At 50.5% G+C, this 26,698-nt stretch carries 23 protein-coding genes; 20 read left to right on the plus strand and 3 right to left on the minus strand.

Annotated elements, in window-relative coordinates; all coding sequences use genetic code 11:
• Positions 1–42: 42 nt before the first annotated feature.
• On the plus strand, positions 43–2,208 hold the full coding sequence (locus tag J7E85_RS26925) for an alpha-galactosidase (RefSeq protein ID WP_215163062.1): 2,166 nt from the start codon (positions 43–45) through the stop codon (positions 2,206–2,208).
• Between the two features lie 73 nt (positions 2,209–2,281).
• Here the strand turns inward: J7E85_RS26925 and ymzB are convergent, their stop codons facing one another.
• On the minus strand, positions 2,282–2,623 hold the full coding sequence (gene ymzB / locus J7E85_RS26930; RefSeq protein WP_215163039.1) for a protein YmzB: 342 nt from the start codon (positions 2,621–2,623) through the stop codon (positions 2,282–2,284).
• Between the two features lie 189 nt (positions 2,624–2,812).
• On the opposite strand from ymzB, the gene J7E85_RS26935 reads away from it, so the two are divergent.
• Both J7E85_RS26935 and J7E85_RS26940 read left to right on the plus strand, forming a co-directional pair.
• Positions 2,813–3,718, plus strand: coding sequence for a hypothetical protein (locus J7E85_RS26935; protein WP_215163040.1), 906 nt, complete (start codon positions 2,813–2,815; stop codon positions 3,716–3,718).
• Positions 3,715–4,275 carry a hypothetical protein gene (locus tag J7E85_RS26940; RefSeq protein WP_215163041.1) on the plus strand — a complete coding sequence of 187 codons (561 nt, stop codon included), beginning with the start codon at positions 3,715–3,717 and terminating at the stop codon, positions 4,273–4,275. Before J7E85_RS26935 ends, J7E85_RS26940 begins: the two co-directional genes overlap by 4 nt.
• Positions 4,276–4,321: 46 nt before the next feature.
• Here the strand turns inward: J7E85_RS26940 and J7E85_RS26945 are convergent, their stop codons facing one another.
• Positions 4,322–4,501, minus strand: coding sequence for a hypothetical protein (locus tag J7E85_RS26945; RefSeq protein WP_076325467.1), 180 nt, complete (start codon positions 4,499–4,501; stop codon positions 4,322–4,324).
• A gap of 122 nt (positions 4,502–4,623) precedes the next feature.
• On the opposite strand from J7E85_RS26945, the gene J7E85_RS26950 reads away from it, so the two are divergent.
• The 7 genes from J7E85_RS26950 to J7E85_RS26980 all read left to right on the plus strand — a co-directional run bounded on the left by J7E85_RS26950 (position 4,624) and on the right by J7E85_RS26980 (position 12,204).
• Entirely contained in the window at positions 4,624–5,418 is a 795-nt protein-coding gene (locus J7E85_RS26950) for a sulfite exporter TauE/SafE family protein (RefSeq protein ID WP_083659800.1), read from the plus strand.
• A gap of 49 nt (positions 5,419–5,467) precedes the next feature.
• A complete protein-coding gene (locus J7E85_RS26955) occupies positions 5,468–6,373 on the plus strand; it encodes an aldo/keto reductase (protein ID WP_215163042.1) in 906 nt (301 codons plus the stop codon).
• A 309-nt stretch (positions 6,374–6,682) separates the two neighbouring features.
• On the plus strand, positions 6,683–7,552 hold the full coding sequence (locus tag J7E85_RS26960) for an ABC transporter ATP-binding protein (RefSeq protein WP_215163043.1): 870 nt from the start codon (positions 6,683–6,685) through the stop codon (positions 7,550–7,552).
• Positions 7,545–9,746 carry an ABC transporter permease gene (locus J7E85_RS26965; RefSeq protein WP_215163044.1) on the plus strand — a complete coding sequence of 734 codons (2,202 nt, stop codon included), beginning with the start codon at positions 7,545–7,547 and terminating at the stop codon, positions 9,744–9,746. The genes J7E85_RS26960 and J7E85_RS26965 overlap by 8 nt, the downstream gene beginning before the upstream one ends.
• An 89-nt stretch (positions 9,747–9,835) precedes the next feature.
• Positions 9,836–10,525: an RNA polymerase sigma factor gene (locus J7E85_RS26970; protein ID WP_215163045.1), complete on the plus strand. Its 690-nt coding sequence runs from the start codon at positions 9,836–9,838 to the stop codon at positions 10,523–10,525.
• Complete coding sequence (locus J7E85_RS26975) at positions 10,506–11,348, plus strand: hypothetical protein (protein WP_215163046.1); 843 nt, start codon at positions 10,506–10,508, stop codon at positions 11,346–11,348. The genes J7E85_RS26970 and J7E85_RS26975 overlap by 20 nt, the downstream gene beginning before the upstream one ends.
• Positions 11,341–12,204 (plus strand): ATP-binding cassette domain-containing protein, encoded by an 864-nt coding sequence (locus J7E85_RS26980; protein WP_076325376.1) that lies wholly within the window; start codon positions 11,341–11,343, stop codon positions 12,202–12,204. Before J7E85_RS26975 ends, J7E85_RS26980 begins: the two co-directional genes overlap by 8 nt.
• A gap of 79 nt (positions 12,205–12,283) precedes the next feature.
• Here J7E85_RS26980 and J7E85_RS26985 read toward each other — a convergent pair whose 3' ends face one another.
• The gene (locus J7E85_RS26985; protein WP_215163047.1) at positions 12,284–12,541 is read right to left on the minus strand and encodes a DUF3949 domain-containing protein; all 258 of its coding nucleotides are present in this window, start codon (positions 12,539–12,541) and stop codon (positions 12,284–12,286) included.
• Between the two features lie 239 nt (positions 12,542–12,780).
• Between J7E85_RS26985 and J7E85_RS26990 the strand changes: the two genes are divergently transcribed.
• The 10 genes from J7E85_RS26990 to J7E85_RS27035 all read left to right on the plus strand — a co-directional run bounded on the left by J7E85_RS26990 (position 12,781) and on the right by J7E85_RS27035 (position 26,698).
• Positions 12,781–13,608 carry an SDR family NAD(P)-dependent oxidoreductase gene (locus J7E85_RS26990; RefSeq protein WP_215163048.1) on the plus strand — a complete coding sequence of 276 codons (828 nt, stop codon included), beginning with the start codon at positions 12,781–12,783 and terminating at the stop codon, positions 13,606–13,608.
• Between the two features lie 149 nt (positions 13,609–13,757).
• On the plus strand, positions 13,758–15,050 hold the full coding sequence (locus J7E85_RS26995; RefSeq protein WP_076325379.1) for a homocysteine synthase: 1,293 nt from the start codon (positions 13,758–13,760) through the stop codon (positions 15,048–15,050).
• 460 nt (positions 15,051–15,510) lie between these two features.
• Positions 15,511–16,533, plus strand: a complete 1,023-nt coding sequence (locus J7E85_RS27000) for a cysteine peptidase family C39 domain-containing protein (protein WP_353049564.1) — start codon at positions 15,511–15,513, stop codon at positions 16,531–16,533.
• 34 nt (positions 16,534–16,567) lie between these two features.
• On the plus strand, positions 16,568–21,049 hold the full coding sequence (locus J7E85_RS27005) for an amino acid adenylation domain-containing protein (protein ID WP_251036078.1): 4,482 nt from the start codon (positions 16,568–16,570) through the stop codon (positions 21,047–21,049).
• 14 nt (positions 21,050–21,063) lie between these two features.
• Positions 21,064–22,605, plus strand: coding sequence for a serine hydrolase domain-containing protein (locus J7E85_RS27010; protein ID WP_215163050.1), 1,542 nt, complete (start codon positions 21,064–21,066; stop codon positions 22,603–22,605).
• Positions 22,606–23,337, plus strand: a complete 732-nt coding sequence (locus tag J7E85_RS27015; protein ID WP_215163051.1) for a thioesterase II family protein — start codon at positions 22,606–22,608, stop codon at positions 23,335–23,337.
• A 4-nt stretch (positions 23,338–23,341) separates the two neighbouring features.
• A complete protein-coding gene (locus J7E85_RS27020) occupies positions 23,342–24,196 on the plus strand; it encodes a 3-hydroxyacyl-CoA dehydrogenase family protein (RefSeq protein WP_215163052.1) in 855 nt (284 codons plus the stop codon).
• A 12-nt stretch (positions 24,197–24,208) separates the two neighbouring features.
• Entirely contained in the window at positions 24,209–25,276 is a 1,068-nt protein-coding gene (locus J7E85_RS27025) for an HAD-IIIC family phosphatase (RefSeq protein ID WP_215163053.1), read from the plus strand.
• Entirely contained in the window at positions 25,277–25,528 is a 252-nt protein-coding gene (locus tag J7E85_RS27030) for an acyl carrier protein (RefSeq protein WP_215163054.1), read from the plus strand.
• Between the two features lie 3 nt (positions 25,529–25,531).
• Complete coding sequence (locus J7E85_RS27035) at positions 25,532–26,698, plus strand: acyl-CoA dehydrogenase family protein (protein ID WP_215163055.1); 1,167 nt, start codon at positions 25,532–25,534, stop codon at positions 26,696–26,698.

Raw genomic sequence — 26,698 nt, forward strand, 5'->3', positions numbered from 1 at the left:
GTTAGGGGGCAAAAAGCAGTGAGTATACATTTTCATTAAGATCTGGGGATATTCCATTTCCAGAGCGAGCGGTCAAGTTATGTGATTGAGCTTGTGCGGGGCGTCTATCCGGCGCACGCCTATTGGGGGCGGCGGATTCGCGATCACCGCATCGGCGGATTGCTGGAACGGAGGGGAAGAGCATCCTTTTCACCGTCGCCGTTTCGCGAGGATGCATCCTTTTCCCTGGACAGTTTGCCACAGGAATACCCGGGCTACGGCAGCGGCGATTTCCGGCAGCCTGCGTACCAGGTACAGCTGGCTAACGGGACCACGGTCACCGAAGCGGAATATGTTCGTCACCGGATCTACAGCGGCAAACCGAAGCTGGAAGGCTTGCCTGCCGTATACGCGGAACAGGATGCTGAGGCGGATACGCTGGAGCTGGAACTGCTGGATCGGGTAAGCGGATTGACGATTTATTTGTCTTATACGGTCATGAATGCGTTCGATGCCATTACGCGTTCCGTGTCCTTCCGTAATGACAGCAAGGAGAACATCACCCTGCTGCGGGCTATGAGCGCCAGCGTGGATATGAATCATAGCCGTTATGACCTTCTGCATCTCCATGGAGCATGGGCGAGAGAGCGCCATGTGCAGCGCAGAAGATTATCCCCCGGCATGCAGGGGATTGAGAGCCTGAGGGGTTCAAGCAGCCACAACCACAATCCGTTTCTTGCGCTGCTGTCCGAAGACGCTGGCGAAGAGCACGGTGAGGTGTATGGCTTCAGCCTTGTATACAGCGGCAGCTTCTCTGCACAGGTTGAGGTGGATCATTACGAAACCGCCCGGGTTACGATGGGATTGAATCCGTTTGATTTTTCCTGGCTGCTGGAGCCGGGACAATCGTTCCAGACGCCGGAAGCGGTGATGGTTTTTTCGGCGGAAGGCTTGGGCGGCATGTCCAGACGCTATCATAAGATGTACCGTTCAAGGCTGAGCCGGGGGCAATTCCGGGATGCTACGCGCCCAGTGTTGGTTAACAACTGGGAAGCGACCTACTTTAACTTTAATGCGGATAAAATCGAACAAATCGCCAGCGTCGGACGGGATCTCGGCATAGAGTTGTTTGTGCTGGATGACGGATGGTTCGGCAAACGAAATGACGATACGACTTCCCTCGGGGATTGGGTCGTTGACAAGAACAAGCTGCCGGAAGGCCTTGAGGATCTCGTGAAGCGGGTTCGCGATCTGGATATGCAGTTCGGTTTGTGGTTTGAGCCGGAGATGATTTCGCCGGATAGCGATCTGTACCGTCAGCATCCGGACTGGTGCCTGCATGTGGAAGGACGCCGGCGAACGGAAGGCAGACAGCAGCTGATCCTCGACTTCTCCCGCCAGGAAGTAGGCGATGCGGTGGCCGATATGATTCGGAGCATCCTGCAAAGTGCGCCGATCACCTATGTGAAATGGGACATGAACCGGAATATGACGGAGATCGGGTCGGCTGCACTGCCGCCTGAACGCCAGCGGGAAACAGCCCACCGTTATATGCTGGGATTGTATCGGGTGATGGAGCAACTGACGACTGATTTCCCGCATATTTTGTTTGAGAGCTGCTCCGGCGGTGGCGGACGCTATGATCCGGGGATGCTGTATTACATGCCCCAGACGTGGACAAGCGATAACTCCGATGCCGTCAGTCGATTGAAGATTCAATACGGAACGAGCCTTGTGTATTCTCTTAGCTCCATGGGAGCCCATGTGTCCGCCGTTCCGAATCATCAGGTTCACCGGCATACTTCGCTGCGTACGAGAGGTCATGCGGCGATGTCGGGCAATTTCGGATATGAGCTGGACCTGACAGCCTTCAGTGAGCAGGAGAAGGAAGAGGTCCGTGAGCAGGTGAAGCTGTATAAAGAGATTCGGCATCTGGTACAGTTCGGGGATTTCTACCGCCTTCGGAATCCGTTCGAAGGGAACGAAGCTGCCTGGACCATCGTCTCCGAGGACCGCTCGGAAGCGGTGTTGTACTACTTCCGCATCTTAAGCGAGGCGAATGGGCCGATTGTGTGGCTGCGCACGATGGGGCTGGATCCAGAAGGGGATTATCGGTGCGTGGAGGATGGGAACATCTATGGCGGAGACCGACTGATGAACGCCGGATTGGCCATTCCGGCGATGCATGGCGATTTCCAGAGCTTTATCTGGAGGTTTAAACGAGTGTAAGCTGAATAAAGCCAAAAGAACCGTCAGAGCTGCAACAACTCTGGCGGTTCTTGCTGTTTCATGCCGGCTGCCCTCAGGTTGCCGTGATGGAATAGATGCCCCGATCCGTTGTGAGCACCACTTGATGGTCCTGGATGTCCGCAGCCGTTAACCCGTCCAGTCCAATGACAAAGGCATTGCTTGGCAGCGGGGCTTCATGGCCGGCGGTGATGACCACCCCAGGGCCGTGCAGCAGGAGCGCATGGCGGTCTCCATAACCGTCGATAGACTGTTCTTGATGCTGCTGGTGTTCAAACCGCTCCAGCTGTATTTCAATCTGGTCCTGATCCTTCTCTTCTTGTTTGGATATGTGCAGGGTGTGATTGCTTTTGGATTGAAGCCAATGGGTGACCTCTTCGATCGATGGATTCATCATGAACACCTTCCTTGATTTTAGGGTGGCTTCAAATAGTCTGTCCATGAAGCCATAACCTTATTTCAAATTCATGGAGTTCCTTCGTCAGAATCATATGAAAAATTAACGCTGATCAAACCCTCTTCATCTATTTACGTGTTAAGATAGTTTAATAATATGGAACAATCGCATGATACATAAGGAGGCGCCATGAGCAAGAATTGGTATTATGTTCTCGCCATCCTGTTCGTAGCCTGCAGCTGGGTCGGGAATGTCTGGTATTATGAAGTCAACCAACTGGGAAGAACCGTATTCCTTGAGCATCATGTGGAAACAAGGGAAGGGGGAGGCAGTGTATTTGACTTGTATTATGTAGAGGACAAAAGAGCGGACAAGACGCTAAGCTCCATCCGGATCGAAGGTTATCCCGAACAGATCGTAACGCCATACCCTCAATATGCTGAGTATCAGAGACAGTACCTGGGAAAAATGATGGTGAATTTAAATAAACCCGCCCCGGGGAAAGAAGGGGCAGGAGAGCAGAGGAAGGAGCCGGTTCTCGTTCGAGAGATTACCGCCCTTTACTCTGATGGAACCTCGGAACAAGTGGATATCGGAGAGATTTACGTATGGCCTGGCGTATATGATCAGGAAGATCAAGATCCGATATCAGGGACGTCCGGCGGATCCTCTTCCGATAACTCGGGCTACGAATCTGCCGTCGTGAGTCGGCCGCTTCAGTTAACGGCGTTCTCCTCGAAATTGCTCGATATCGCAGAGGATGGAGATCTCCGAATCTTTGTCGACATTTCCAGACAAATACCGGGTACTAGTTACCGGTCTCAACCTTCGGAAGCGCACATCGAGTTAAGAGGTGAACCTATCAATGAGATTCAGCTTCCATTCCAGATTAATAAAGGGGATTCCATTAGAATCAGCCACCAATTTGATATGTCGCTTGAGAAGAGCATGCAGGTATATCAGTTGATATTAAGAACCACCTTTTTGGAGGACGGCCGTCGCTTTTGGTATGGAGATACGATGATTCCTTATCATCCAAGTCCGACGGATCGAGAAATGACGGAATTTGTTCGGGAAAGCAGGAGGAAACCATGAGAAGCGCTTGTTATCGCATCGTGTGGGGGCTGCTGCTTGTGCTTGTCGACTTTAAGCTGGAAGCGGTGGATCTGTTGCCGGATATGCTGGGGTACCTGTTGATTGCTTCGGGATTATGGAGGCTTCAGGCGTTGAACGGATATTTTAAGGCAGGGCATCTATCCGCTTGGCTGCTGCTGATCTGGTCGGTTCTTTCATTATTCTGGTTTCCTGAGGTGAAGACAGGCGGCGTGCCTATGCAATCGGTAGAGGAGCTGCTGATTCAACTGCCTGCCATCTGCTTGCATATGGTATTGATTTTCGGAATCTGTAGAGGCATTCAAGCCAATTCCGCAGGTGCCGAATCCGGACTGGATCATAAGGCTCGCTTTCGGGGGCACTTGTTTATGGCCGCGCAGCTGCTATGGCTTATCGCCTACCCGTTCATTTTAAATCTGGATTCGGGCGATATGATCCCTGTGATTTTTATGTGCTCGCTCGTAGTGATGGTTGCCGAGATCGCGGTTATGCTTCTGGTCAGGCTTGCCGGACAGGAATGGGCAGATGGAACGGAATAAATCCAAAGATCTCAGTCCGAAATAGCTAACGGAGTTTAAACAAAGTTTAACTGTTATCTTTGCTGGGATGATAAACAATCGTAACTCCCAGCTGGTTATATGTTTCTTCGGTGTAGTGGTGATCCGGGCAATGCTTGATCGTAGCCATGTCTTCCTGTCTGGAGATCAGCTTCTGCTCGCAGTCAGGGCAACGGTCCTGGAAGAGGAATTTCAGCTTATTCAACATGATCACCACATACCTCCTTGATTTCCGATATAAATACTTGGTTTTATTATAAATCAACAATGGGGTACATTCAATAGCAATGTGCGCGGTCACGATATTAAATTGAACGGAGATCGATCACCTTGATAGTGCAACTTGTAGTTATGATCTTTATAGGTATCATCGGTTCTTTTTTCTCAGGATTGCTGGGAATTGGCGGGGCGATTATTAACTTTCCTTTGCTGCTCTATGTTCCTTCCTGGTTTGGACTGGAGGCCTTTACCTCCAAGGAGGTGGCGTCCATCAGCATGCTGCAGGTATTTTTCGCCTCATTGTCAGGCATGATCACCAACCGGATGAGTTCGCGCGGCGGTGAGTCGTATTTTCACAAGCCATTGGTCATTCAGATGGGGGTAAGCACCCTGGTTGGCAGTCTGATCGGGAGTCTGTCCTCGATGCTGATGACAAGCGGTATGATTAACGTGATCTACGGTTTTCTGGCGGTTATCGCGGTGTTATTGATGATTGTGCCGACCCGGGCAACCATGGAAAATAGGTCGGTTAACGAGGTGACCTATCATTCAGGGATTGCGATGGGAGCCGCCTTTATCGTCGGCGGCATTGCGGGGATTGTCGGCGCTGGAGGTGCCTTTATCCTGATACCCATCATGCTGACGATTCTTAAGATACCGACACGGATAACCATCGCATCCTCGCTCGCGATCGTTTTTCTGTCTGCGGTCGGGGGTGTCATTGGCAAAATCGCCTCGGGCGACATTCCGATCTGGCCGTCCCTGTTCGCGGTTGCCGGAAGCTTGATGGGTGCTCCCATCGGCGCCATCATCAGTCGCAAGATGAACGTCCGACTGCTGCGGTATGCCTTGGCGATTCTCATTGCAGTTACGGCCGTGAAGATCTGGATCGATATTTTAGGGTAAGTAAAGAAGTAGAACCTTATTCATCATAGGGAAGAGGAGGAGATCAAGCATGAGAATCAATCAGCTAGGATCTTCGGAATTGTATGTAAGCGAAATCGGGCTGGGCTGTATGTCACTGGGTACAGATGAGGGACAAGCCGTAAAGCTTATCCATGAAGCGCTGGACCGGGGCGTGAATTTTCTGGACACGGCGGATCTGTACGACGAAGGCCGTAACGAGGAACTGGTAGGCAAAGCGGTTCAAGGTCGGCGCGAGGATGTGATCATCGCCACCAAAGTCGGCAACCGTCGTGTACCGGGTAAGGATGGCTGGGTATGGGATCCTTCCAAGGACTACATCAAATCCGCTGTCAAGGATAGTCTTCGCAGACTGGGTACGGATTATATCGATCTGTATCAGCTACATGGGGGGACGCTTGATGATCCGATTGACGAGACGATTGAAGCTTTTGAAGAGCTGAAGCGGGAAGGGTGGATTCGATACTACGGCATCTCGTCCATCCGGCCGAACGTCATCCGCGAGTATGTCGCAAAATCCAATATCGTCAGCGTCATGAGCCAGTACAGCATCCTGGACCGGAGACCGGAGGAAGCGGTGCTCGATCTCCTTGCTGAGAACGGAATATCCGCCATTGCACGGGGACCCGTTGCCCGCGGCATATTGTCGGAGCGCGGACAAGCCAAAGCCGAGAAGGGCTATTTGGATTACAATAAAAATGAGCTGCTTAGTATACTCAAGGGGCTTGAAGAGGTTGGTCGTGGCATGGATCTGTCCCATTTGGCTATTCGATATGCTGTGGCCCATGCCGCTGTTGCCTGCACCATCCCTGGAGCTAGCTCGCTCGAACAGCTGCTGCATAACTTGGTGGCGGGAAATAAGGAAGAGTTATCGCCGCAGGACATCCAATCGATCCAGGCAATCAGTCGCGCCAATCAATATGAGGCTCATCGGTAAGGATCGGTGTGATAAGCATGTGAATGATCCATCCCGTTAATCTTTTGCGGCATGAAATATTTATGGCCTGAAGGTTTACGGATGAACCGCATCCTTGCATGTTATAATAACTGAATAAGAGCCTGACGTCAGGTGAATATAGATCATGCCCGCAATCCGCTTTAAGGATCACGGGCTTTTTTGTACCTTATTTAAATGAATTGACGTCAAAACATTGGAAATGCCAAACTTTTTAAGACGATGGTTCGTTCCAAGTAACGTAAACCGCGCGGCTTATGCCATAATCGTTAATGGTGAAAGGATTCTAGAATGATTACCATTGAGCATTTATCAAAAACCTATCGCAAGGGTGCATGGGCGCTCTTGGATGTTTCTCTACAATTGGATAAAGGCATGACTGGTCTGCTGGGCCCCAATGGCGCCGGCAAAACAACACTGATGCGCATTCTGGCGACCTTATTGTCGCCGACCTCCGGCCAGGTGAGAGTGAACGGGATATCGATTGGTCGGCCGGAGGAGATTCGGCAGATGATCGGGTATTTGCCGCAGCATTTTCACATTTACCCGCAGCTGACCGGACGAGATTATCTGGATTATGTGGCGGCCATGAAAGGCATCAAGGAACGGAGTGCCAGACAGAAGGAAATCTCCAGGCTGCTCGAGATGGTTAATCTCCAGGGGAAGGCTGATAAAAAAGTACGTACTTACTCCGGGGGAATGAAGCAGCGGCTGGGTATTGCCCAAGCGTTATTGGGAACACCAGATATCTTGATCGTTGACGAACCGACATCCGGGCTGGATCCTCAGGAGCGTGTCCGGTTCCGCAATGTGTTAACCCGCTTTAGCATCGACCGGACGGTCCTGCTATCCACCCATATTGTCGCCGATATCGAGAGCAACTGCCGTCGTATCGCAGTCATGAACAAGGGGAGACTGTCCATGAACGGCAGCTTGGCTGAACTGCAGGCATGCGGGAAGGGACAAGTATGGGAAGCGGTGATGAGTCCGGATGAATTTGCCTTGATTGATCCCATGTCCGTCGTATCTACCCGAACCGTTCCGGAAGGCGTCCTGTGCCGGTTTATCGGCCAAACAGCCCCGGTTGCAGGGGCGTTTCCCGCGGATCCGACGCTGGAGGATGGATATCTGAGCCTGCTGCGGAGGGATCGTCATGCATAAGTGGTGGAGGCATAGTCTCCTTGAGCTTCGGCTTTTGTTCGGTAATCCCTTGTTTGCCTCTCTTCCGATCATCTATGCGATTCTGTTCATCATTATGATGCTGCAGGCGGCAAGCGGCAACGGACCGAACCATAATTTGTACACGGCGGCCTATTCATTCCACATGCTGGGTCATACGATGACCCTGGGTCCGGCTATGCTAATTGGCATCTTGTCCATTCGCCGGGATGTTCGCCGTAGGTCCTTTGAATGGAATCACAGCTTGCCCGTGTCTTTCTTTACCTTGGTGTCGTCGAAATATGTGGTCAGTTTGTTGTACTTTTCTCTGTTCACGTTGTCGACGTCGGTTATATTCTATATCCTGTCGGTTAGCCAGGGGATAGCCGGTGATATTGCGATGATGCATACCATGCAATTTGCGGTGCAGTACGAGGTTTCCTATATGGTGACACTCGCGCTCGCCATGCTCCTTGGGGCAAGCATTCCGAACCGGATCGTTTATTTGATCGGTTTCTGTGCATGGATGTTTGGAACATTCTTCATGGAAATTTATATCATCACCGAATTAAGATGGATGCCGGCTCAAGTGTTTCACCTCAACCAATTCTTCCTTCAATCCAATCGCTTTGAATATGAGAATTGGGGGTACGGTCTGTTTAGGGAAGATTTAATGAGTTCCCGGTGGTTTGTGCTTGCCTTCACTTTCCTGCTGCTAACGGTGTGTTTGTTCTTGTTAAACCGTAAGCGGCCTACGATGCTGCGGAAAGCGGGCTGGCTCGCCGTGCTGGGGGCTGCCGTATTGATGGTAGCTGCAGCCGTACCCTACGGCACACTATGGGCGGAACGATATGCCCAATTTGATGCCAAGCTAGGAGACCCCACGGTTTCTTATGTCGATAATCCTGACAATATATCCTTCTATCATGTTTCTTCTTATGATATCAAGCTGAAACGACTGTCAAACGATGAGCTTCGCGTGACGGCGAAACTAACGATACCCGCCTCCGAGTTATCAGGTATGAGGCAGCTTCCCTTAACCCTAAACCGGATGTTCGAGCTTGAGCGTGTCCAACTCCAGGGTGTTGACGCTCCCTATCGCAGACAGGGAGAGCGGATATCGGTAAGGATGGTTGGCGATGCCAAGGGAGGGGACATCCAAGCCGAGTTGGAATATAGAGGCAAGGTCATGGACTTTATAGCTGGGTACTCCCGTGAGGAATTTTCGGTTTACAGTGTGGGACCCGAAGTTAAGCTGGATGGATATATCGCTTGGTATCCGCTTCCCGGTCATCAGCATGTATATTTAAAGAGTGATAACGGAGACCGTCCTCCGGAATACGTTTATTTGGGCTCGGAATTTGGCCGGATGCGTTATTCTTTCGGCGAGATGAAGCTGGAGGTCGAAGGTTATCCGGGACCCTTGTATACGGGGATGCAGGAGCTGGAACGAAGGCCCGGCTATCAGCGGTTCGAGGGTAGGGAAATCGAGCAGAATATCTCCCTGTACGGAGGTCAGTTCTGGAAGGAAATCCACCAGATTGATCTCCCGATCACAATCGTGACAACGCCATATCTGGAGAAAGCATCCGTATCGATGCTGCAGGATATGAAAAAGAAGTATGACTATTTTTCCAAGTGGGTACCCGAGTTCAAAAGCAACGTCGACAAGATTTTATATTTGGGTCACGGTTTTGATTATCCCCGGGTGGATCATCGTCTGATTCTGTCCTCGAACCAGTACACATATAACTTCATGAACCTGCCTGGCGAATGGATGAACTCCGTTCTGTTCGGCAACCAGGAGGGGCTCAATTATTATTTTGAGCATCCAGAGCGGGATGTGCGCAGCAAGATCAGCAGTCTCTTCTGGTATGTGTATTACGTGGAGGAGAAAGGGCTTAGTGATAAACAACTGAGATCCGCATACGGAAATCTCCGGTCAGTACAGCAACTGTTGTTCAAGAATGGGGGCGGGGATGATCCTCAAAACAAATTAGGCATGGGTATGGCTAAGCAAGTCAGAAGGGCGTTGGAAGAAGGCAGAGGGAATCAGGTCAAAGAGCTGCTGGTTCATTTTTACCAACAAGGGCTGATGCTTCCCGACACCGAACGGAATTCTTACTTAAACCCGGAGAGCCCAATTACGTACAAAGAGTGGCAGCAAAAATGGGATGCCGTGATGAATGTCAAATAATGACGACTATGCACCTGCACACGGTCGGTTATAATTGAGAAATAGATATAATGGGAAGATTAGAATGCACATAGAAAGGGGGGGGAGGCATGATTTCCGATCAGCAGCTGTCCGAACGCATGGCTGCCGGCGACCAGGAAGCGTTTGAAATGTTGGTGACGAGGTACCATGGTCCGCTGCTCAGTTATACGACCCAGAGGCTGGCCGATAGGCAAAAAGCCCAGGATATCGTTCAGGAAACGTTTATCCGGCTCATTCGGCATCTGAAGCAGCACGGCACGCTGGAACATGTTCGCTCCTGGCTTTACCGCGTGGCTCTGAATATGTGCAAGGATTATTGGAAAAGCGCATCTTATAGGTCTGAAGGTCTTGCAGGTGAGGAGCTGCCGGATGCATACGACCCTGCACCCGGCGCGGAGGAACTTGTGGAAAGACAGGAAACCTCACTGGAGATTGCAGCATCGCTGGAGAGCCTGCCCGATATACAACAAGAAGTCATATCTCTTCGATTCTTTCATGATCTGAAGCTGCAGGAAATCGCCGACCTGGTCGACCTCCCCCTAAGTACGGTGAAAACGCATTTATATAACGGCTTGAGAAAGCTGAAGAAAACATTATCCATGGAGCATTCCGATTTGGTTCCCGTCCATTCGTCCCGAAGGACACGGGAGAAAAGCCCTCAGGAACAGGTTCGGAACCGCTCCAAGTCGGAAGAACCGGATTCGCAGAGCAAAGTAAAAGAAAGTGAGGTGTACCTCCATGGATCATCCATTCGATAATGAATTGAGAAGACTTGAAGACGAGCTTCGTGGCCCGCTCAGACGCGCTGCTCTTCCATCGCCGTCACCGGATGAGACGGCGCAGCTCATTGCGTCTCTTCAGGGAGAGTTCAATCAGCTCAGGATTGAGCCCGAGTCCCCCAAGCTGGATTTTAATCCGCAGGTCGACCCGCCCTCATTAAAACAGATTCTTCGGAGTCAGATCCGATTGAACCAAAGATCCATTCTGCTCACAGCAGGGGCGGTATTCTGCATGTTGGTTCTACTGATCGATCCGGAGTATCCACTGGATCAGTTTGCCGGATTGCCCGGCGGCATTTTTCCGTTGATCACCCCTCTGCTGCTGATTGTATCGATGCTGTTCAGCAGCCGAACCTGGGATAAAGGAATGCGGGCTGTGGAGACCTTAACTCCATATCCACCGGCGCTTGTGTTGTATACCCGCCTGCTGCTTGTGACCGGCATCGTCATCGGAATGGCCTTGCTGAGTACCCTCGCGCTCGGGCTGCGATCCATCCAGTCGGAAAGCTCTCGCTTTTTATTCGGACCCTTTATTCTGGAGTGGATGGGAATTCTGCTGGTGACGGGAGGGGCTGCGATGTATATGCTGTTTCGCAAAGGCATGGTCGTCTCACTGATCTCGGCCGTCCTGGTCTACGGAATGTGGATCGTAATTCAGGGGCAAATCGTGGATCACGGCGTTTCGATGAGCGGTAAAATGATGACGGACGTGGCCTTGCTTGTTATCGGAGTGATTCTGCTCGTCTCTTCCTATGGACGCAGCTTGAAGCTGAACGGAGCTTGGAGAATGGCGAATGATTAGGCTGGAAGGACTGGAACGCCAAGCGGGTACGTACCGGCTTGAAATCGACAAAGCGGAGATTCACTCCGGCCTGAACCTTATCGTCGGGGCGAACGGGGCTGGGAAAACCACCCTGATTGAGCTGTTGACCACGCTCCAAGCACCCGATGCAGGTGAAATTCTGTACAGCGGGCGCAGGGCAGGAGATCATTTGCCGCTGATCCGCAGTCAAATCGGATATGTTCCGGCGGATATCGAGCTGTATGGGGATATGAAGGTCGGCAAGCTGCTGACCTATATGGCAGAATTAAAGGGCATCTATAACCCGGAGGCCATTGACAGGCTGATGACGGACTTTCGATTGGAGCCCTTCCGCAAGAGCAAGGTCAAGAATTTGTCACAAGGGGTGCAGCGGCGCATTGCCGTCGTGCAGGCGCTGCTGGCTTCACCTTCTTTTCTATTCCTCGATGAGCCTTTAAACGGCATGGACGCTGAGGAACGCAAATTCCTTATCACGTATTTGACTAAATACGCCAGGGGCCGAATGGTGATCGTGGCCGCCCATGAGCTGAACGAGTGGGAAGAGGCGGTAGATACCGTGATATGGATACACCGCGGTCGCATCCGGTATATCGGTTCACCGACCCAGTGGAAACTGAATGTGGCCTCCAGCTCCAGCGTCTGGGAAGGCGAAATCGATCTGGAAGCCTTCGAGCGGATACCACAGGAGCTGCTGATTCATTTTCAAATGACGGAACATCACATGAGAGTAAGGCTGATGGGGAAAAAGCAGCCGGGTCCCGAATTTGTGGAGAAGGCGCCTACGCTGGAGGATACCTTTTTCCTGCATATGAACGCTTTAGCCAGACGCGGCTGAAAATAGTTTGGATATTGGGAAATCATCGCCCTTATTATGGGCGATGATTTTTGCGTTTCGTCCGTTGGAAAGAAAGCGCCTACTTGGTCGTGTTTCCTTTCTTATGCCTCCAATTATAGATCCACGAGGCAACCATGGTGGAAGGCAAAAACCACCATTGCGTGCTGTAATGGAGCTGTTCTTCTTGAAACGACATGTTGTTGTAATACGTTTCCTGATCAACCCCTTGCCTCCGGGGATCTTTCTTTAACGCTGCTATATAGCGGTACTGTACGGGGATCATAAACAGGAATACGGCGACTAGAATACTCCCAATAATCCACATCTCAGAATTCATACATGAACGCCTCCTTTGGTTTATCGTTTATGGAAAGTCATCTTGATATACACTACGTGTTTAACTTCGGTATGGATTCAACTATTTACAATAACGAACGCCCGTCATGCTGACTTTATCTAGCGAAAGCCAATCATCCGTTTCAGAACAGGGTAAGGAAGGGTAGGCACGGTGTGCGTATTCGCTGAACAGCGGCGCATTCGTGGTATGAATGGATGATGGAGAAGGGAGCGAGTTGAATGGGAACCGTAAGTAATCTAGGAATAGAGAAGGTGGCTTTGGTAACGGGTGCAGGCGCTGGAATCGGACGAGGGATTGCCAAGGTTTTGGCTGAAAAAGGATACAGGCTGGCGATGACCTACAATTCGAGCAAAGATGGAATATTGGACATAGCAGAGGATATTCGCCATATCTATGGCAAGACGCCTCTTATTATTCAAAGCGATTTGACCGTTCGCAGTGAAGCGGAGAATACGATCCGAAAGACGATAGAGGAATTTGGCCGGATCGATCTGTTGGTGAACAATGCGGGGATCGGCCTATATGACGAGCTCACGGAGCTTGAGGAGGACGCGCTGGACATGACGGTTCATCTCGATTTTCGAGCACCGATGCTGCTTAGCAAATATGCCGTCCGGGAGATGATCGCCCAGGGAATTCCGGGAAATATCATCTTCATCACGTCCTCCCGGGGAGAGAGAGCCTATCCCAAGGACAGCATTTACGGCGGCATGAAGGCAGCGCTTATACGTGCCGCACAATCGCTAGCGCTCGAGTGGGCTCCGCATGGCATCCGCGTAAACTGCGTGGCACCGGGAGCGACTGTTCACAAGCCGGACCAATCGGCAGAGGACGAGCCGCTCGGCAGAAAAATTCCGCTGGGAAGGTTAGGCACGCCGTCGGACATTGGGGAAGCGATAGCTTGGCTCTGCTCGGATTCGGCATCCTACATTACCGGGATCAACCTCCGTATAGACGGCGGATTAATCTTGCCGGGCATGCCGGAGGATACGTCCCCGGAAGCCGGATATGGATGGGGCAGGGTGTATGCAGCGGATGAGGAATAAGATGGTTTCCGGCGGCATGCAGAATAATTTATAATATTCCGATGAAATTAGTTGGTTATAACTCTTTTCAAATGAGGGAAAGTATGAGAGAATGGGAGAAATTATGAAACCATAATACTTTCCATATGAAGAAAAGGGAGGAAACACCCATGTCAGAAGAACGCCAATTTTCCATTGAAACCTTAGCGGTTCACGCCGGTCAGGAGCTTGATCCGACCACATTATCCCGCGCTGTCCCTCTATATCAGACGACTTCCTACGGGTTTAAAGACAGCGAGCACGCGGCGAATCTGTTTGCGCTTAAAGAATTCGGCAACATTTACACGCGTATCATGAACCCGACCACGGATGTGTTTGAGAAGCGGATTGCAGCGCTTGAAGGCGGTGCCGGTGCACTGGCGACATCTTCCGGGCAGGCAGCCATCACCTTCTCCATTCTCAACATTGCGGGTGCTGGTGATGAAATTGTTTCTTCCTCGAGCTTGTATGGCGGTACTTATAATTTATTTTCCAATACGCTTGCGAAGCTGGGCATCAAGGTGCATTTTGTGGATTCCACGGACCCGGAAAATTTCCGCAAAGCGATCAATGACAAGACAAAGGCCGTGTTTGCCGAAACGATCGGCAATCCGCAGGGCAATGTGCTGGATGTGGAAGCTGTTGCGGCCATCGCGCATGAGAACGGTATTCCGCTTATCGTAGATAACACCTTTCCAAGCCCGTATTTGCTGCGTCCGATAGAATATGGGGCAGATATCGTCGTTCATTCTGCGACCAAATTCATAGGCGGCCACGGGACCTCCATCGGCGGGGTTATTGTTGATAGCGGTAAATTCGATTGGACGGCAAACAATAAGTTCCCTGGATTGACGGAGCCGGATCCAAGCTATCATGGCGTTGTGTATACGGAGGCAGTAGGCCCGATTGCTTATATTATCAAAGCGCGCGTACAGCTGCTGCGGGATATTGGCGCATCGCTGTCTCCGTTTAATTCCTGGCTGCTGCTGCAAGGGCTGGAAACGCTGCATCTTCGCGTTGAGCGCCATAGCGAGAATGCGCTGAAGGTTGCCAAGTATTTGGAGAGTCACGAGGCGGTGGAATGGGTGAGCTATGCAGGGCTGCCGAGTCACCCTTCGCATGAGCTGGCGAAGAAGTACCTGCCGAAGGGCCAAGGCGCTATCCTGACCTTCGGAATCAAAGGCGGGGCAGCGGCAGGTCAGAAGGTGATCGAGAATGTGAAGCTGTTCTCCCACTTGGCTAACGTTGGAGATTCCAAGTCGCTTATCATTCATCCGGCCAGCACGACGCATCAGCAGATGACAGAAGACGAGCAGCTGACGGCGGGCGTAAATCCGGAATTGCTGCGTCTGTCGATCGGGACCGAGTCTATCGATGATATCCTATACGATCTGGAACAAGCTATTGCGGCAAGTCAGAAGTAAAGCTGTTATATATAGTTTTAATGACTGAGATATAGGGCACTTTCCTTTTTGGAGGAAGGTGCCTTTTGTTGTTTTACTCTAAGCGACTTGCCAGATGGGGTTAATCTCTCCTTACAGCTTGTAATAATCTGTTTCAGCCTAGAAGCAAGGCTCCTGTTTCTACTCTATTTGTTAGGGTACGTGGGAAGAAGGATGGATGGACGTTTTCAGAATATCTTCATTAAGTAGGACTATTTTCATAGTTCGGAAACAGGCCGGATCCTGTCGGATCCTAGAGCTGATCGACTTTTTTCGAGTTGAATAACTTGGCGACAAAAAAGTATAAATGAAAAATCTTAATAGATATTGACAATAAAATACATCTATGGGAGTATGAATTACATATATTAGTTATTATATTATTTTTAGGTAAACTCATATAATGCTTCATTATTTTACAAAATAATCATACGAGAAAGAAGTGAGTATTGATTTGGGTAGCAAGGAACTGGAATTGAGCATCCCGCCTCTTGTCGGATATCAGTATCTGGCATATCCCCTATGTACGGTACTCACACGCAATGAGGCGCTGCCATGGTTTTACAGCAATTTCATCCACCTCTATTGTCATCAGGATCTTGACGGAGAGGCCGCTTCACGCTCAGTGCCTATGACCTTTTACGGTGAAGATTTTATCCGCTGTCCATGGCTGATCACGCAAAAGCTGGAGCGCGATTACGTGCTCGATTCACCGCCTGGAATTATCGATTTTCTGATAAACAGTATCCGTTCAAACTATACGATCTCTCTTCATGTGGATGAGTTCTATATCCCTCGGAGACGAGTCTATCAACAAACTCACTATGCTCACGATATTCTGGTTTACGGTTACGATGATGCGAGAAGGACGTTTCTTGTTCTCGGCTACGATGAAGAAATGCAGTTCCAGAAGACCGTGGTGCCGTACCATGAAATGGAGCAAGGGTTCCAAAACCTCGAATGGACGGACAACTATGAAGAACAAATCTACCTTTACAAGTTCAATAAATCGGGAAGCTACCGGCTAGATGCAGCGTTTATCAAAGAATCCCTGGAAGACTATATGGTGGGCAGCAATATTTCCTTGCGCAACCGGGGAACGGCGGATCCACTGGAGGCGGCATTCGGTGTCGATGTTTATGCTGCACTAATTCGCAATATGCCCGTACTTGTTCGTAAACGTGATATCCGGCCCATCCACATTCTGTGGGAACACAAGAAAATGATGGGGCTGCGGATCCAGTATTTATGTAATCAGGGACTTCTTTCACAGGATTTTACAGAATGCTTCCGGCCAATAGAAGAGCAGGCATATGCTTTGCGTCATTTGTTGATGAAATACGCCTTAACCGGAGACGAATGCATGTTGAAGCAAGGATTGAGCGAGATGACTCACATCATGGAAAGTGAAAAACGAATACTGGGAACCGTTTTGAATGCACTGGACCCTCGGGTGGTTTCCTAGTATCCGTAACTTATTCCGATTGGAGGTTATTTCTATGGAGGTATGCCAACTCTATCCACTGACACATCCGCAAAAACGAATTTGGTATGTAGAAAATATATACTCGGGGACGAGCATACATAACATCGGAGGACTCATCAAAATTTACGGCCCCGTCGATTTTTCCTTGCTGGAGGAAGCCATTAATCATTTCATTCGGCTCAATGATGCCGTCCGTATGCGGTTAGTCGAACAGGACGGTTCGGTGCAGCAGACGGTGATGGAATACCGCAGGAAAACGTTCCCGCTTATCGATTTTATGGCCCAAGAATCGGATGTGGATGCCTGGGTGAGTGCCGAGTTTTCCAAACCGCTCCCACTGGATGGAGAACAATTGTATGATTTTGTACTTGTTAGAATCAGCGACACAGAAAGCGCGTATCTTACGAAATTCCACCATATTATTTCGGACGGCTGGTCTTTTCAATTGATGACGACGCACATCAATCAGATTTATACGCAATTGATGCAGGGGGAGGAAGTTTCTCAGGAACCCCGACCTACCTACCTGGATTACATTGAACAAGAGCAAAAGTATTTATCATCCCCTCGTTTTATGAAAAATCAAAGCTATTGGAATCATAAATTTGATCACATCCATGACATTGATTTGCATACTACATCAATCGGCATCGCAGGCAACCGCAAAAAGTTCTTAGTAAGCCAGTCTGCTTCCGATGCCATCCGCGACTTTGCACAAACCCATCGTATTTCGTTGAATACCTTTTTTGTAGCAACGATGCTCCTTTATCTCCACAAAGCGAAACAACAAAACCGTCTCCTGATAGGCACTCCTGTATTGAATCGTACGGGGGCCAAAGAAAAAAATACATTTGGTATGTTTACCAGCACGATGCCCTTTCTCATTGACATCAAGCATGAGATGTCCCTCTCATCGTTCATACATAACGTCAACCAAGAACTCATTCAATGCTATTTCCATCAGAAATATCCTTACAACTTGCTCGTACAGGATCTTCAGCTTCAGCAGCGGGGATTGGACCAATTATTTCAAGTGTGCGTGAACTATTATAATACGGCATTCGACCGGAACTTCGGTCCTGGTTGGAAAATGCAGCAAATTGAAGTGAATAACGGCAACCAGCTGTATTCCTTGCAGCTCATCGTAACCGAATGGTCATCGAATGAAGAACTGGAGCTGTACTTCGATTATAAAGAAGGCGACTACACGGAGAAGCAAATCGATGAACTACATAGCCGTCTTCTATATTTAACCGATCAAGTACTGAGCCGTCCCGATGCCGCACTTCATGATTTGCAGCTGCTTCTGCCGGAAGAGCGTACGAAGCTTCTATATACGTACAACACAACAGATTGCGAATATCCCTCGCATCAAACCATCTTGCAGCTGTTCGAAGAACAGGTCGGGCGGAATTCTGAACGCATTGCCGTTTCATGCATGGGACAATCGCTCACTTACGGCGAACTGAATGAACGCGCCAATCGGTTGGCACGAACACTGCTGGAGAGAGGGATAAGCCCTCACACCCCCGCAGCTATCATGGGCCGCCACTCTCTGTCCATCGTTGTTGGGATCTGGGCGGTAATCAAGGCTGGAATGGCATATCTGCCGATCGATCCCGAATATCCCAAAGAACGGATCGAGTATATTCTGAGGGATAGCGGAGCTTCCCTGCTGCTGACCCATGGCAAGGAATGGGAGCAGCTTTCTTACAACGGTGAGGTTCTTGCACTCGATGATGAACGTCTGTACAACAAGGACGGGCATAATTTGCCTGCTATGATTACGCCAGATGATTTGGTCTATATCATCTATACCTCAGGATCAACAGGCAATCCCAAAGGTGCGATGATCGAGCACCGGGGACTGGTGAACTACATCTGGTGGGCCGGCAAGACGTATATCCGCTCGCAAAATGATGTATTTGCGCTGTACTCTTCCATTGCTTTCGATCTAACCGTGACCTCTATCTTTACGCCGTTAATTAGCGGCAGCCGTATCGAAATCTATGAAGATGACGGGAGCGACTTTATAGTTAAACGTATTGTGGAAGACAACAAGGCCACAGTTATCAAGCTGACGCCGGCTCATCTGGCGCTCATCAGAGACATGGATTTCAGCCAATATACGGTTCGGACATTCATTGTGGGCGGTGAAGATTTGAAATGCTCGCTGGCTCGTGACATCCATGAACATAGTCGGGGCGGGATTGAAATCCTCAATGAGTACGGACCGACCGAGACCGTAGTCGGCTGCATGATTTACCGGTATGATCCGGCGAGCGACGAAGGGGTATCCGTTCCGATCGGACAGCCCATTGACAATGTGCAGATTTATTTGCTGGATCGTCAGTTGGAGCCGGTCCCAGACGGATCGATTGGCGAAATATATATATCCGGGGCCGGGGTGGCCCGGGGCTACTTGCACAGAGAGGAGCTGACTCAAGACCGGTTTCTGCCCAACCCATTCCTTACGGGCAATAGGATGTATCGGACGGGCGATTTGGCCGTACGCCACGATAGTGGCAGCATCGTATATTTAGGCCGGATCGATCATCAGGTCAAAATTAAAGGGTACCGCATTGAAATGGGGGAAATCGAGCATCAACTGCTTGAAATGAACGGCATTGAAGAAGCCGTTGTCATTGACCGCACCGGAGAAGACGGACAGCAGCAGCTTGCCGCTTATTACGTCGCAACGGGACATCTTACGGCTCTGGAGCTGAGGATGAAGCTGGCAGAGATACTGCCCTCGTATATGATACCGGCTTACTTTGTCCGTCTTGATCAATTGCCGCTTACTCCGAACGGTAAAGTGGACCGGCGTCTTCTGCCGGCTCCGGAACAGTACCTCGAAACAAGTGAGACCGGAAGGATCAGTCAAGTTGAAGCGCTGTTAATGAATATATTCAAGGATGTACTCCGCAGGGATGAAATAACGGTTCAGGATAATTTTTACCGACTCGGTGGTGACTCTATCAAGGCAATACAAATTGTATCTAGAATCAAGGCGGCCGGTTATCAGCTAAAGGTGCAGCAAATTATGAGTTATCCCGTTATCCGAGAACTGGCTGCGTTTATTGAGCTAAACACCGCTGCTCCGATCGAGCAGGGGCCGAGTTACGGGGAAGTTAAGCCACTGCCGATTACATCATGGTTTTTTTCACGACAATGGAACAACCCTCATTACTACGCGCAGTCTGTATTGCTTCGCCTAACTCCGGCAATAACGACAGATCAGCTTCACGATGCGTTATTTGCATTAATCGACCACCATGACACCTTGAGGCTGCAGGCTGATGAAACTCAGGGCCGTATGGTGTACCGGACGGTCGGACGCGAGGACGTAGAGCTTGCCCACTTCGACCTGACCAGCATTCCGGAGGAAGAGCGGGCTGCAGCTCTGAAGAAACAAGCTGAATCTTTCAAAGCAAGTGTACGGCTCGGACAAGGCCTTCTATTCAAAGCTCTTATATTTGATGAGGGAGATCAGGGACAACGTCTCTTGCTGACAGCGCACCATTTGATTGTAGATGGAGTCTCCTGGCGAATTATGCTGGAAGACTTGGACCGGCTCCTGCAAGCGGTTTTGACCGGGTCGGTTTGGACCCTGCCGAATAAAACGCATTCCATTCAAACTTGGTCAGATGCTCTAGATGCTTACGGCTGCGGGAAGGCGCTGGAACATCTCGACTACTGGCATTCGGTCCTAGAGAACGCAGAAGATAGCCTTGATGCTGACTACCCTTCGAGTGATGACCGGATTGCCGTATGCGACACGCTGGTCCGGGAGCTTTCCGAGCAGGAGACGAGCAGGCTGCTGGGGGAGGCGAATACCGCATTCCGAACTCAAACGAGCGATTTGCTGATCGCCTCGCTGGCCATGGCCGTGAGCGATATGACCAGCAAGAATAAAATCACGATCGAATTGGAGGGACATGGACGCGAAGAACTGTTCGAGAACATGGATGTATCCAGAACCGTCGGGTGGTTCACTTCGCTGTATCCCGTAAACCTCCAGATGACTGAAACCGGAACAGCGGGAATCATCAAGAGCATAAAGGGCCAGCTTCGCTCCATTCCAAACAAAGGAATCGACTATGGTATCTTGGCATATGGTTCCGGCGGCATTCCGAAGACGGGCGGCAACCTGCTCCGTTTCAATTATATGGGCGAAATCGATAATCATTTACACAGCCCTGTGCTCGCCATTGCCGAGGACGATACCGGAAGAGATACATGCCCGAGCAACAGGTTGTCCTGTCTGGTCGATGTGGTAGCCATGATTACGGATAAGAGGCTCCAGGTCCGCATGACATACAGCACGGCTATGTTCAGCCGGGATACAATGGGCGCGTTAATCCAAGTTTTTATGCAGCGGCTGGCTGAAGTCATTCAGTTAGGCTCAGACAGGGGACAGACTGATTTTACGCCCTCTGATTTTGAGACTGTCAAGCTCGCACAAGAAGAACTTGACGTACTCTTCAATTCATAAAGGGGCGAACAATCGTGGTAAAGAAACTTGCTTTCTACGTACTGATGCTGCTGCTGCTAGTCAGTCCACCAGCTGCAGCCGCCGAAGGCAGAGCCCCTTCTACGCAAAAACAACCGAATATAGATGAGATTGCCATCGACCAGTTCGTGCAGGCCCAACTGGTGAAGGCGCAAAGCCCGGGAGCCGCAGTTGTGGTTGTAAGCGGGGATCAGGTGGTTTATACGAAGGGATTCGGGCTAGCCGATAGTGCATCGGGGATTCCGGCAACAAACACTACATTATTTGAATTGGGGTCGACTTCCAAAGCATTCACAGGCCTGGCCTTGTTAGAACTGGAGCGTGAAAACGCGCTTAGCCTTGACGATCCGGTCACCCGCTATATTCCGTGGCTCTCGCTAACCTATCAAGGACAGCCGGTCAAGGTGACGCTAGCCCAACTGCTGCACCATACGAGCGGAGTGCCGTTCGCTTCGCTAGCTTCCATCCCGATCAGTTCCGAAGAGCAGGCATTGGAACTGACTGTACGTGCATTATCGGGTACGGCGCTGGACGCCCCTCCCGGAGATAAGTATCAATATGCCACCATTAATTATGATGTTCTGGGGCTGGTCATCCAGGAAGTATCCGGTATGTCGTATGAGGCTTACATGTCGGGGTTGCTGCAGCGGCTTGGTATGAATAACACGGTGCCTGCGGCCCAGCTGAAGGACCCACAGCGGCTCGCCAGGGGATATAAGATTGGATTCGGTTCGCCTCGTCTATATGAAGCGCCCAATTACAGGGGAAACACGCCCGCCGGTTACTTAGTCTCCAGTGCTGACGATATTGGGCAGTGGCTGCTGCTCCAGCTCGGGATGAAGAGCATCTCCGAGGCGGGCCGGATCATCATCGAACGTTCCCATATGCCCGATACGAGCGTAGGGCCGGACGCCAACGGAACCTACTATGCCTCGGGGTGGTTTGTAACGCCGGACGGCAAAGAGCTCTCGCACCAAGGCTCTAATCCCAATTTCTCGTCCTATTTCATCATGCGTCCGCAAGAGCAGCTCGGCGTAGGAGTACTCGCCAACATCAACTCCGCCTATACGTTTCATATCGGCCAAGGCCTGATGAGCCTGCTGCGGGAGCAAGAGCTTCCACCCGCTGAAGCGGATTTCTATCCGCTGCTTGATCGCATTGCGATGATCGCGCTTAGTCTCATCAGCGTCTTCATGATTATACTGGCAGGTAAAGCCATCGGTATTCCCGGACAGTTGCGTCGTCAGCGTCGTACTTTCGTTCCGCCAAAAGGAAGAAGGCTCATCGGCCTCGGAGCTGCGCTTGTGCTGACCGGAGCCTGCTTGTGGGGGATCGGCCTGCTGCTCAAGACTGCATTTGCAGGCCTGCCGCTTGCCGTAGTCGCGGTATGGTCGCCTGTCACAATCATCTGGCTCGTCTACGCGCTCTACCTATTCGTCGGGATCGTGTTCCTGTTTTTTCTTGCAGTCTGGTTGTTTCCATCCGTGAAACGCCGTTCCGGTCCGATTCTGCCAGCTTCCGCAGAGGAGGTGATCTAAATGAAATGTAAGCTGTTCTGCCTGCCCTACGCTGGAGGCTCCGCTACCATCTATATGAGATGGAAACGCCATCTGCACGGCCATATTGAACTGCACCCCGTTGAACTGGCCGGCAGGGGAAGAAGATTACTCGAACCCCATTACGGCAGCATGGACGAAATGGTTGAGGATTTATACGAATATTTGGACCCGCTACTGGACGAAGGTGATTTTGCTTTCTTCGGCCATAGCATGGGAGCCCTCATCGCTTACGAACTGGCGCATGCCGTAAGGAAGAAGAAGGGGCGCGAACCCATCCATTTATTCGTCTCGGGGACCTATCCCCCTCACGCCCGCCGGAATCTTACACTGCATCTGCTATCTGATGCAAGGCTGCAGCAAGAAATTAAACTGCTTGGCGGAACCGAGGATGAAGTGTTTGAGCGTGAGGAACTGCTGAGACTGTTTTTGCCAGGTCTGCGGAGAGATCTGGAACTGGTGGAAACGCATTGCTTTCAGAGCAGAGAGGAGCTTATTCCCTGTGATATATCCGTGCTTAACGGAAAAGAGGATAAAGCGACAGAAGGCATCAACCTGATGGACTGGTCCGCGTATGGCAGCCGAGACTGTCAACTTTATGAATTCGAAGGAGGTCACTTCTTCATAAACGAACATACCGAGCAGGTAGTGTCGCTCATCAACGATGTGCTAAGCAGCTCTGTTGAACTAATGTCCACCAAAAAGGAGTCGTGAATTCATGATACGAACCGTCGGAGTAGTCGGTGCGGGTGTAATGGGCAGTGACGTTGCTTTGGATCTGGCTTGCTATGGATACGAAGTGGTGCTCAAAGATATTAGCGAAGAAGTCTTGCATCAAGCTAAGGAGAAAATCAAGACAGATTTCCGGCTGTTAAAGCTGGTCAAGCCTCAGGCGAAACAGCATACCGTGGAGGACCTTCTGTCCCGGATTACCTTTACCAGAGCTTATGATGACTTCGCACGCGTCCAGTTTGTTATTGAGAACGTGACAGAAGAATGGGAACTTAAGAAAACGGTGTTTACGGAACTGTCCGAGGTGTGCGCCTTACAAACCACCTATGCCGTTAACACAAGCTGCATTTCCATTACGAAGGTTGGCTCGTTAATGCCAAGACCGGAGAATGTCATCGGCATGCATTTCATGAACCCCGTCCCGATGAAGGAACTGGTCGAAGTCATCCGGGGCGAGCATACATCGGACGAGACTGTTGCCTGCGGGGAGGAGTTTTTAAAATCATTCGATAAAGTCCCGGTAGTGGTTAATGATTTTCCCGGTTTCGTAACGAATCGAGTCCTCATGCTGACGATTAACGAATGCGTCTGGACCGTGCAGGATGGAGTCGCAGAACCGAAAGATGTTGATAAGATTTTCCGTCTGGGATTCGGCCATAAAATGGGGCCGCTTGCTACATGTGATCTGATCGGTCTGGACACCATTCTCAATTCGCTGCTGGTTCTGCAGGACAGCTACAAGGATCCGAAGTTTCGGCCCTGCCCGCTGCTCGTCAAGATGGTGGATGCCGGTTATCTGGGCAAAAAATCAGGAAAAGGATTTTTCGACTACAGCAAGTAGGGAGGGATAACGATGAACAGAGCAGCGGACAAGCTAAAGGAAGTCAAATGCGTGATCTGGGATCTGGACAATACGATGTGGGATGGCATTTTGCTGGAGTCCGATGACGTTAAGCTAAAGCCGCGCATGCGCGAGCTTCTCGCAGAACTGGATTCTCGCGGCATTCTGCAATCCATCGCAAGCCGCAATGATACGGAGCATGCGCTGGACAAGCTGAAGGAGTTCGGTATCGAAACCTATTTCCTGTACCCCGAAATCAATTGGAATGCCAAATCAATGTCGATCGATAAAATACGCTTGAATTTGAACATCGGGATGGACACGATTCTGTTCATCGACGATCAGCCCTTCGAACGGGATGAGGTCCTAAGCGTCCATTCGGAGGTAGAGTGTCTGGATGTGACGCCATACGAGACACTGCTCGGTCACCCGCGTCTCAATCCCCGGTTTATTACGGAAGATTCAAGACGTAGGCGGGCCATGTATCTGGAAGACATACTGCGCAAAAAAGAAGAAGAATCGTTTGCGGGACCCCAAGAGGCGTTTCTAAGCTCGCTCGGCATGCGCTTTGTCATTAGCGAGGCTAGAGAGGAGGACTTGAAACGGGCGGAGGAACTGACCATCCGCACGAATCAGCTGAATGCGACGGGTTATACGTACAGCTATGAGGAACTGGACAGGATCAGACAGTCGGATGATCATATCCTGCTCGTGTGTGAATTGACAGATAAATACGGCTCTTACGGCAAGATCGGACTCGCTCTGATCGAATTGAAGGAAAGCTGCTGGCATCTGAAAATGCTGCTCATGTCCTGCAGGGTGATGTCTCGCGGAGTCGGTACCGTCATGCTCACGTATATCATGCAGCAGGCGAAGAATGATGGGAAAGTACTTAGGGCCGACTTTAAACAGACGGACCGCAACAAGATGATGTACGTCACGTACCGTTTCGCTAGTTTCACGGAAATCTCCAATGACGGAGAAGGAAACATTCTGTTTGAGAACGATTTAAATCATATTCAACCGTTCCCGCCTTATATCGATGTGAAGGTAACGGTTGCCGGGAAGAGGGGTAACTAGATGGAAATCAAACAAAAAGTCCGCAGTTTTATTGAAAGCAATCTGGTTGTATTTGAGGACGAGGCCGTGTTCACTGACGATGATCATATTTTTCAAAAGGGTTTCGTCAATTCGTTGTTTGCGATGAAACTCCTCAGCTACATCGAACAAGAATTCGGATTCACGGTCAGCAATGAGGATTTGGATATCGCTAATTTCAGCACGCTTAACAATATCGTAAAGCTAATCGAAAAGCATAAGCAGGAGGCCTAAGCGATGATTGGACAGACATGCGCATCTGCCGCCCAAGTCGTAGAGGAGGCTAAAATTTTTGCCGATCGGGAAATCCGGCCGCTCGCAGAAGAAATCGATGTCAAAGGCGAGCTGCCCCGCAGCTTAATTAACAGAATGGGACAATTGGGATATCTGGCGGCCAACTGGCCGGCGGACTACGGCGGTCTGGGGCTAGATCCTGTGGCATACGGACTGTTTACAGAGCAGATCGGCAAAGCTTGCTGCAACACGAGGGCTTTGATAACCGTTCAAACCTCACTGCTTGGAGAGACCATGCTGCGATTCGGGACAGAGGAACAGAAAAAATACTGGCTGCCACAGATGGCGCGGGCGGAGAAGCTGGGCGCGTTCGCCTTATCAGAACCGAATGTGGGCTCGGATGCTAAAAGCGTACAGACCACCTACCGTAAAGAAGGAAGCCATTATATTCTGAATGGCAGCAAAAAGTGGATTTCATTCGCCGCAATCGCTGATTTTTTCGTTGTGATCGCAGCTGATTCGGGCGGGCAAATCACCTCATTCATCGTAGAGCGCGAACGTGAAGGAGTGCATACAATCCCTATGCAAGGCATGCTCGGCAACCGGGGGGCTCACATTGCGGAGATTCAGCTCAATGAAGTGAGAATTCCGGCGGAGAACGTGCTCGGCATCGTAGGCGGAGGCTTTACTTATATCGTATCCACCGCGCTTGATCATGGCAGATACAGCATTGCTTGGGCAGGAGCGGCAATTGCAGGCGAGGCGCTGGAAGCGATGGTAGCCTACTCGATGTCGCGGTCCCAATTCGGAGAGAAGCTGCACCAGTTCCAGTTGGTCAAAGGAATGATTGGGGACGCGGTCACCAAGGTTCATGCCGCGCGTACGCTTTGTATAGCCGCAGGTGAAATGCGAAAAGGCGGGGCGGCGGAAGCGGTTGACGAGACAGCGATCGCCAAATATTTTACATCGAAAGCTGCTGTTGAGGTCACGAACGATACGGTGCAAGTTCACGGCGGCAACGGCTGCCGCAGCGGCTACCCTGCCGAGCGGTTATTTCGGGAAGCCAAGGTGCTGGAAATCATTGAAGGCACCAGCCAAATTCAGCAGCAGGTCATTTCTCAATACGGACTTCGCAAATATGCGGTAAAGAAGCAGGGGAAGTTCGAATAG

Origin of the sequence: Paenibacillus sp. ISL-20 (assembly GCF_018613005.1) — a bacterium.
Taxonomy (GTDB): Bacteria; Bacillota; Bacilli; order Paenibacillales; family Paenibacillaceae; genus Paenibacillus_AQ.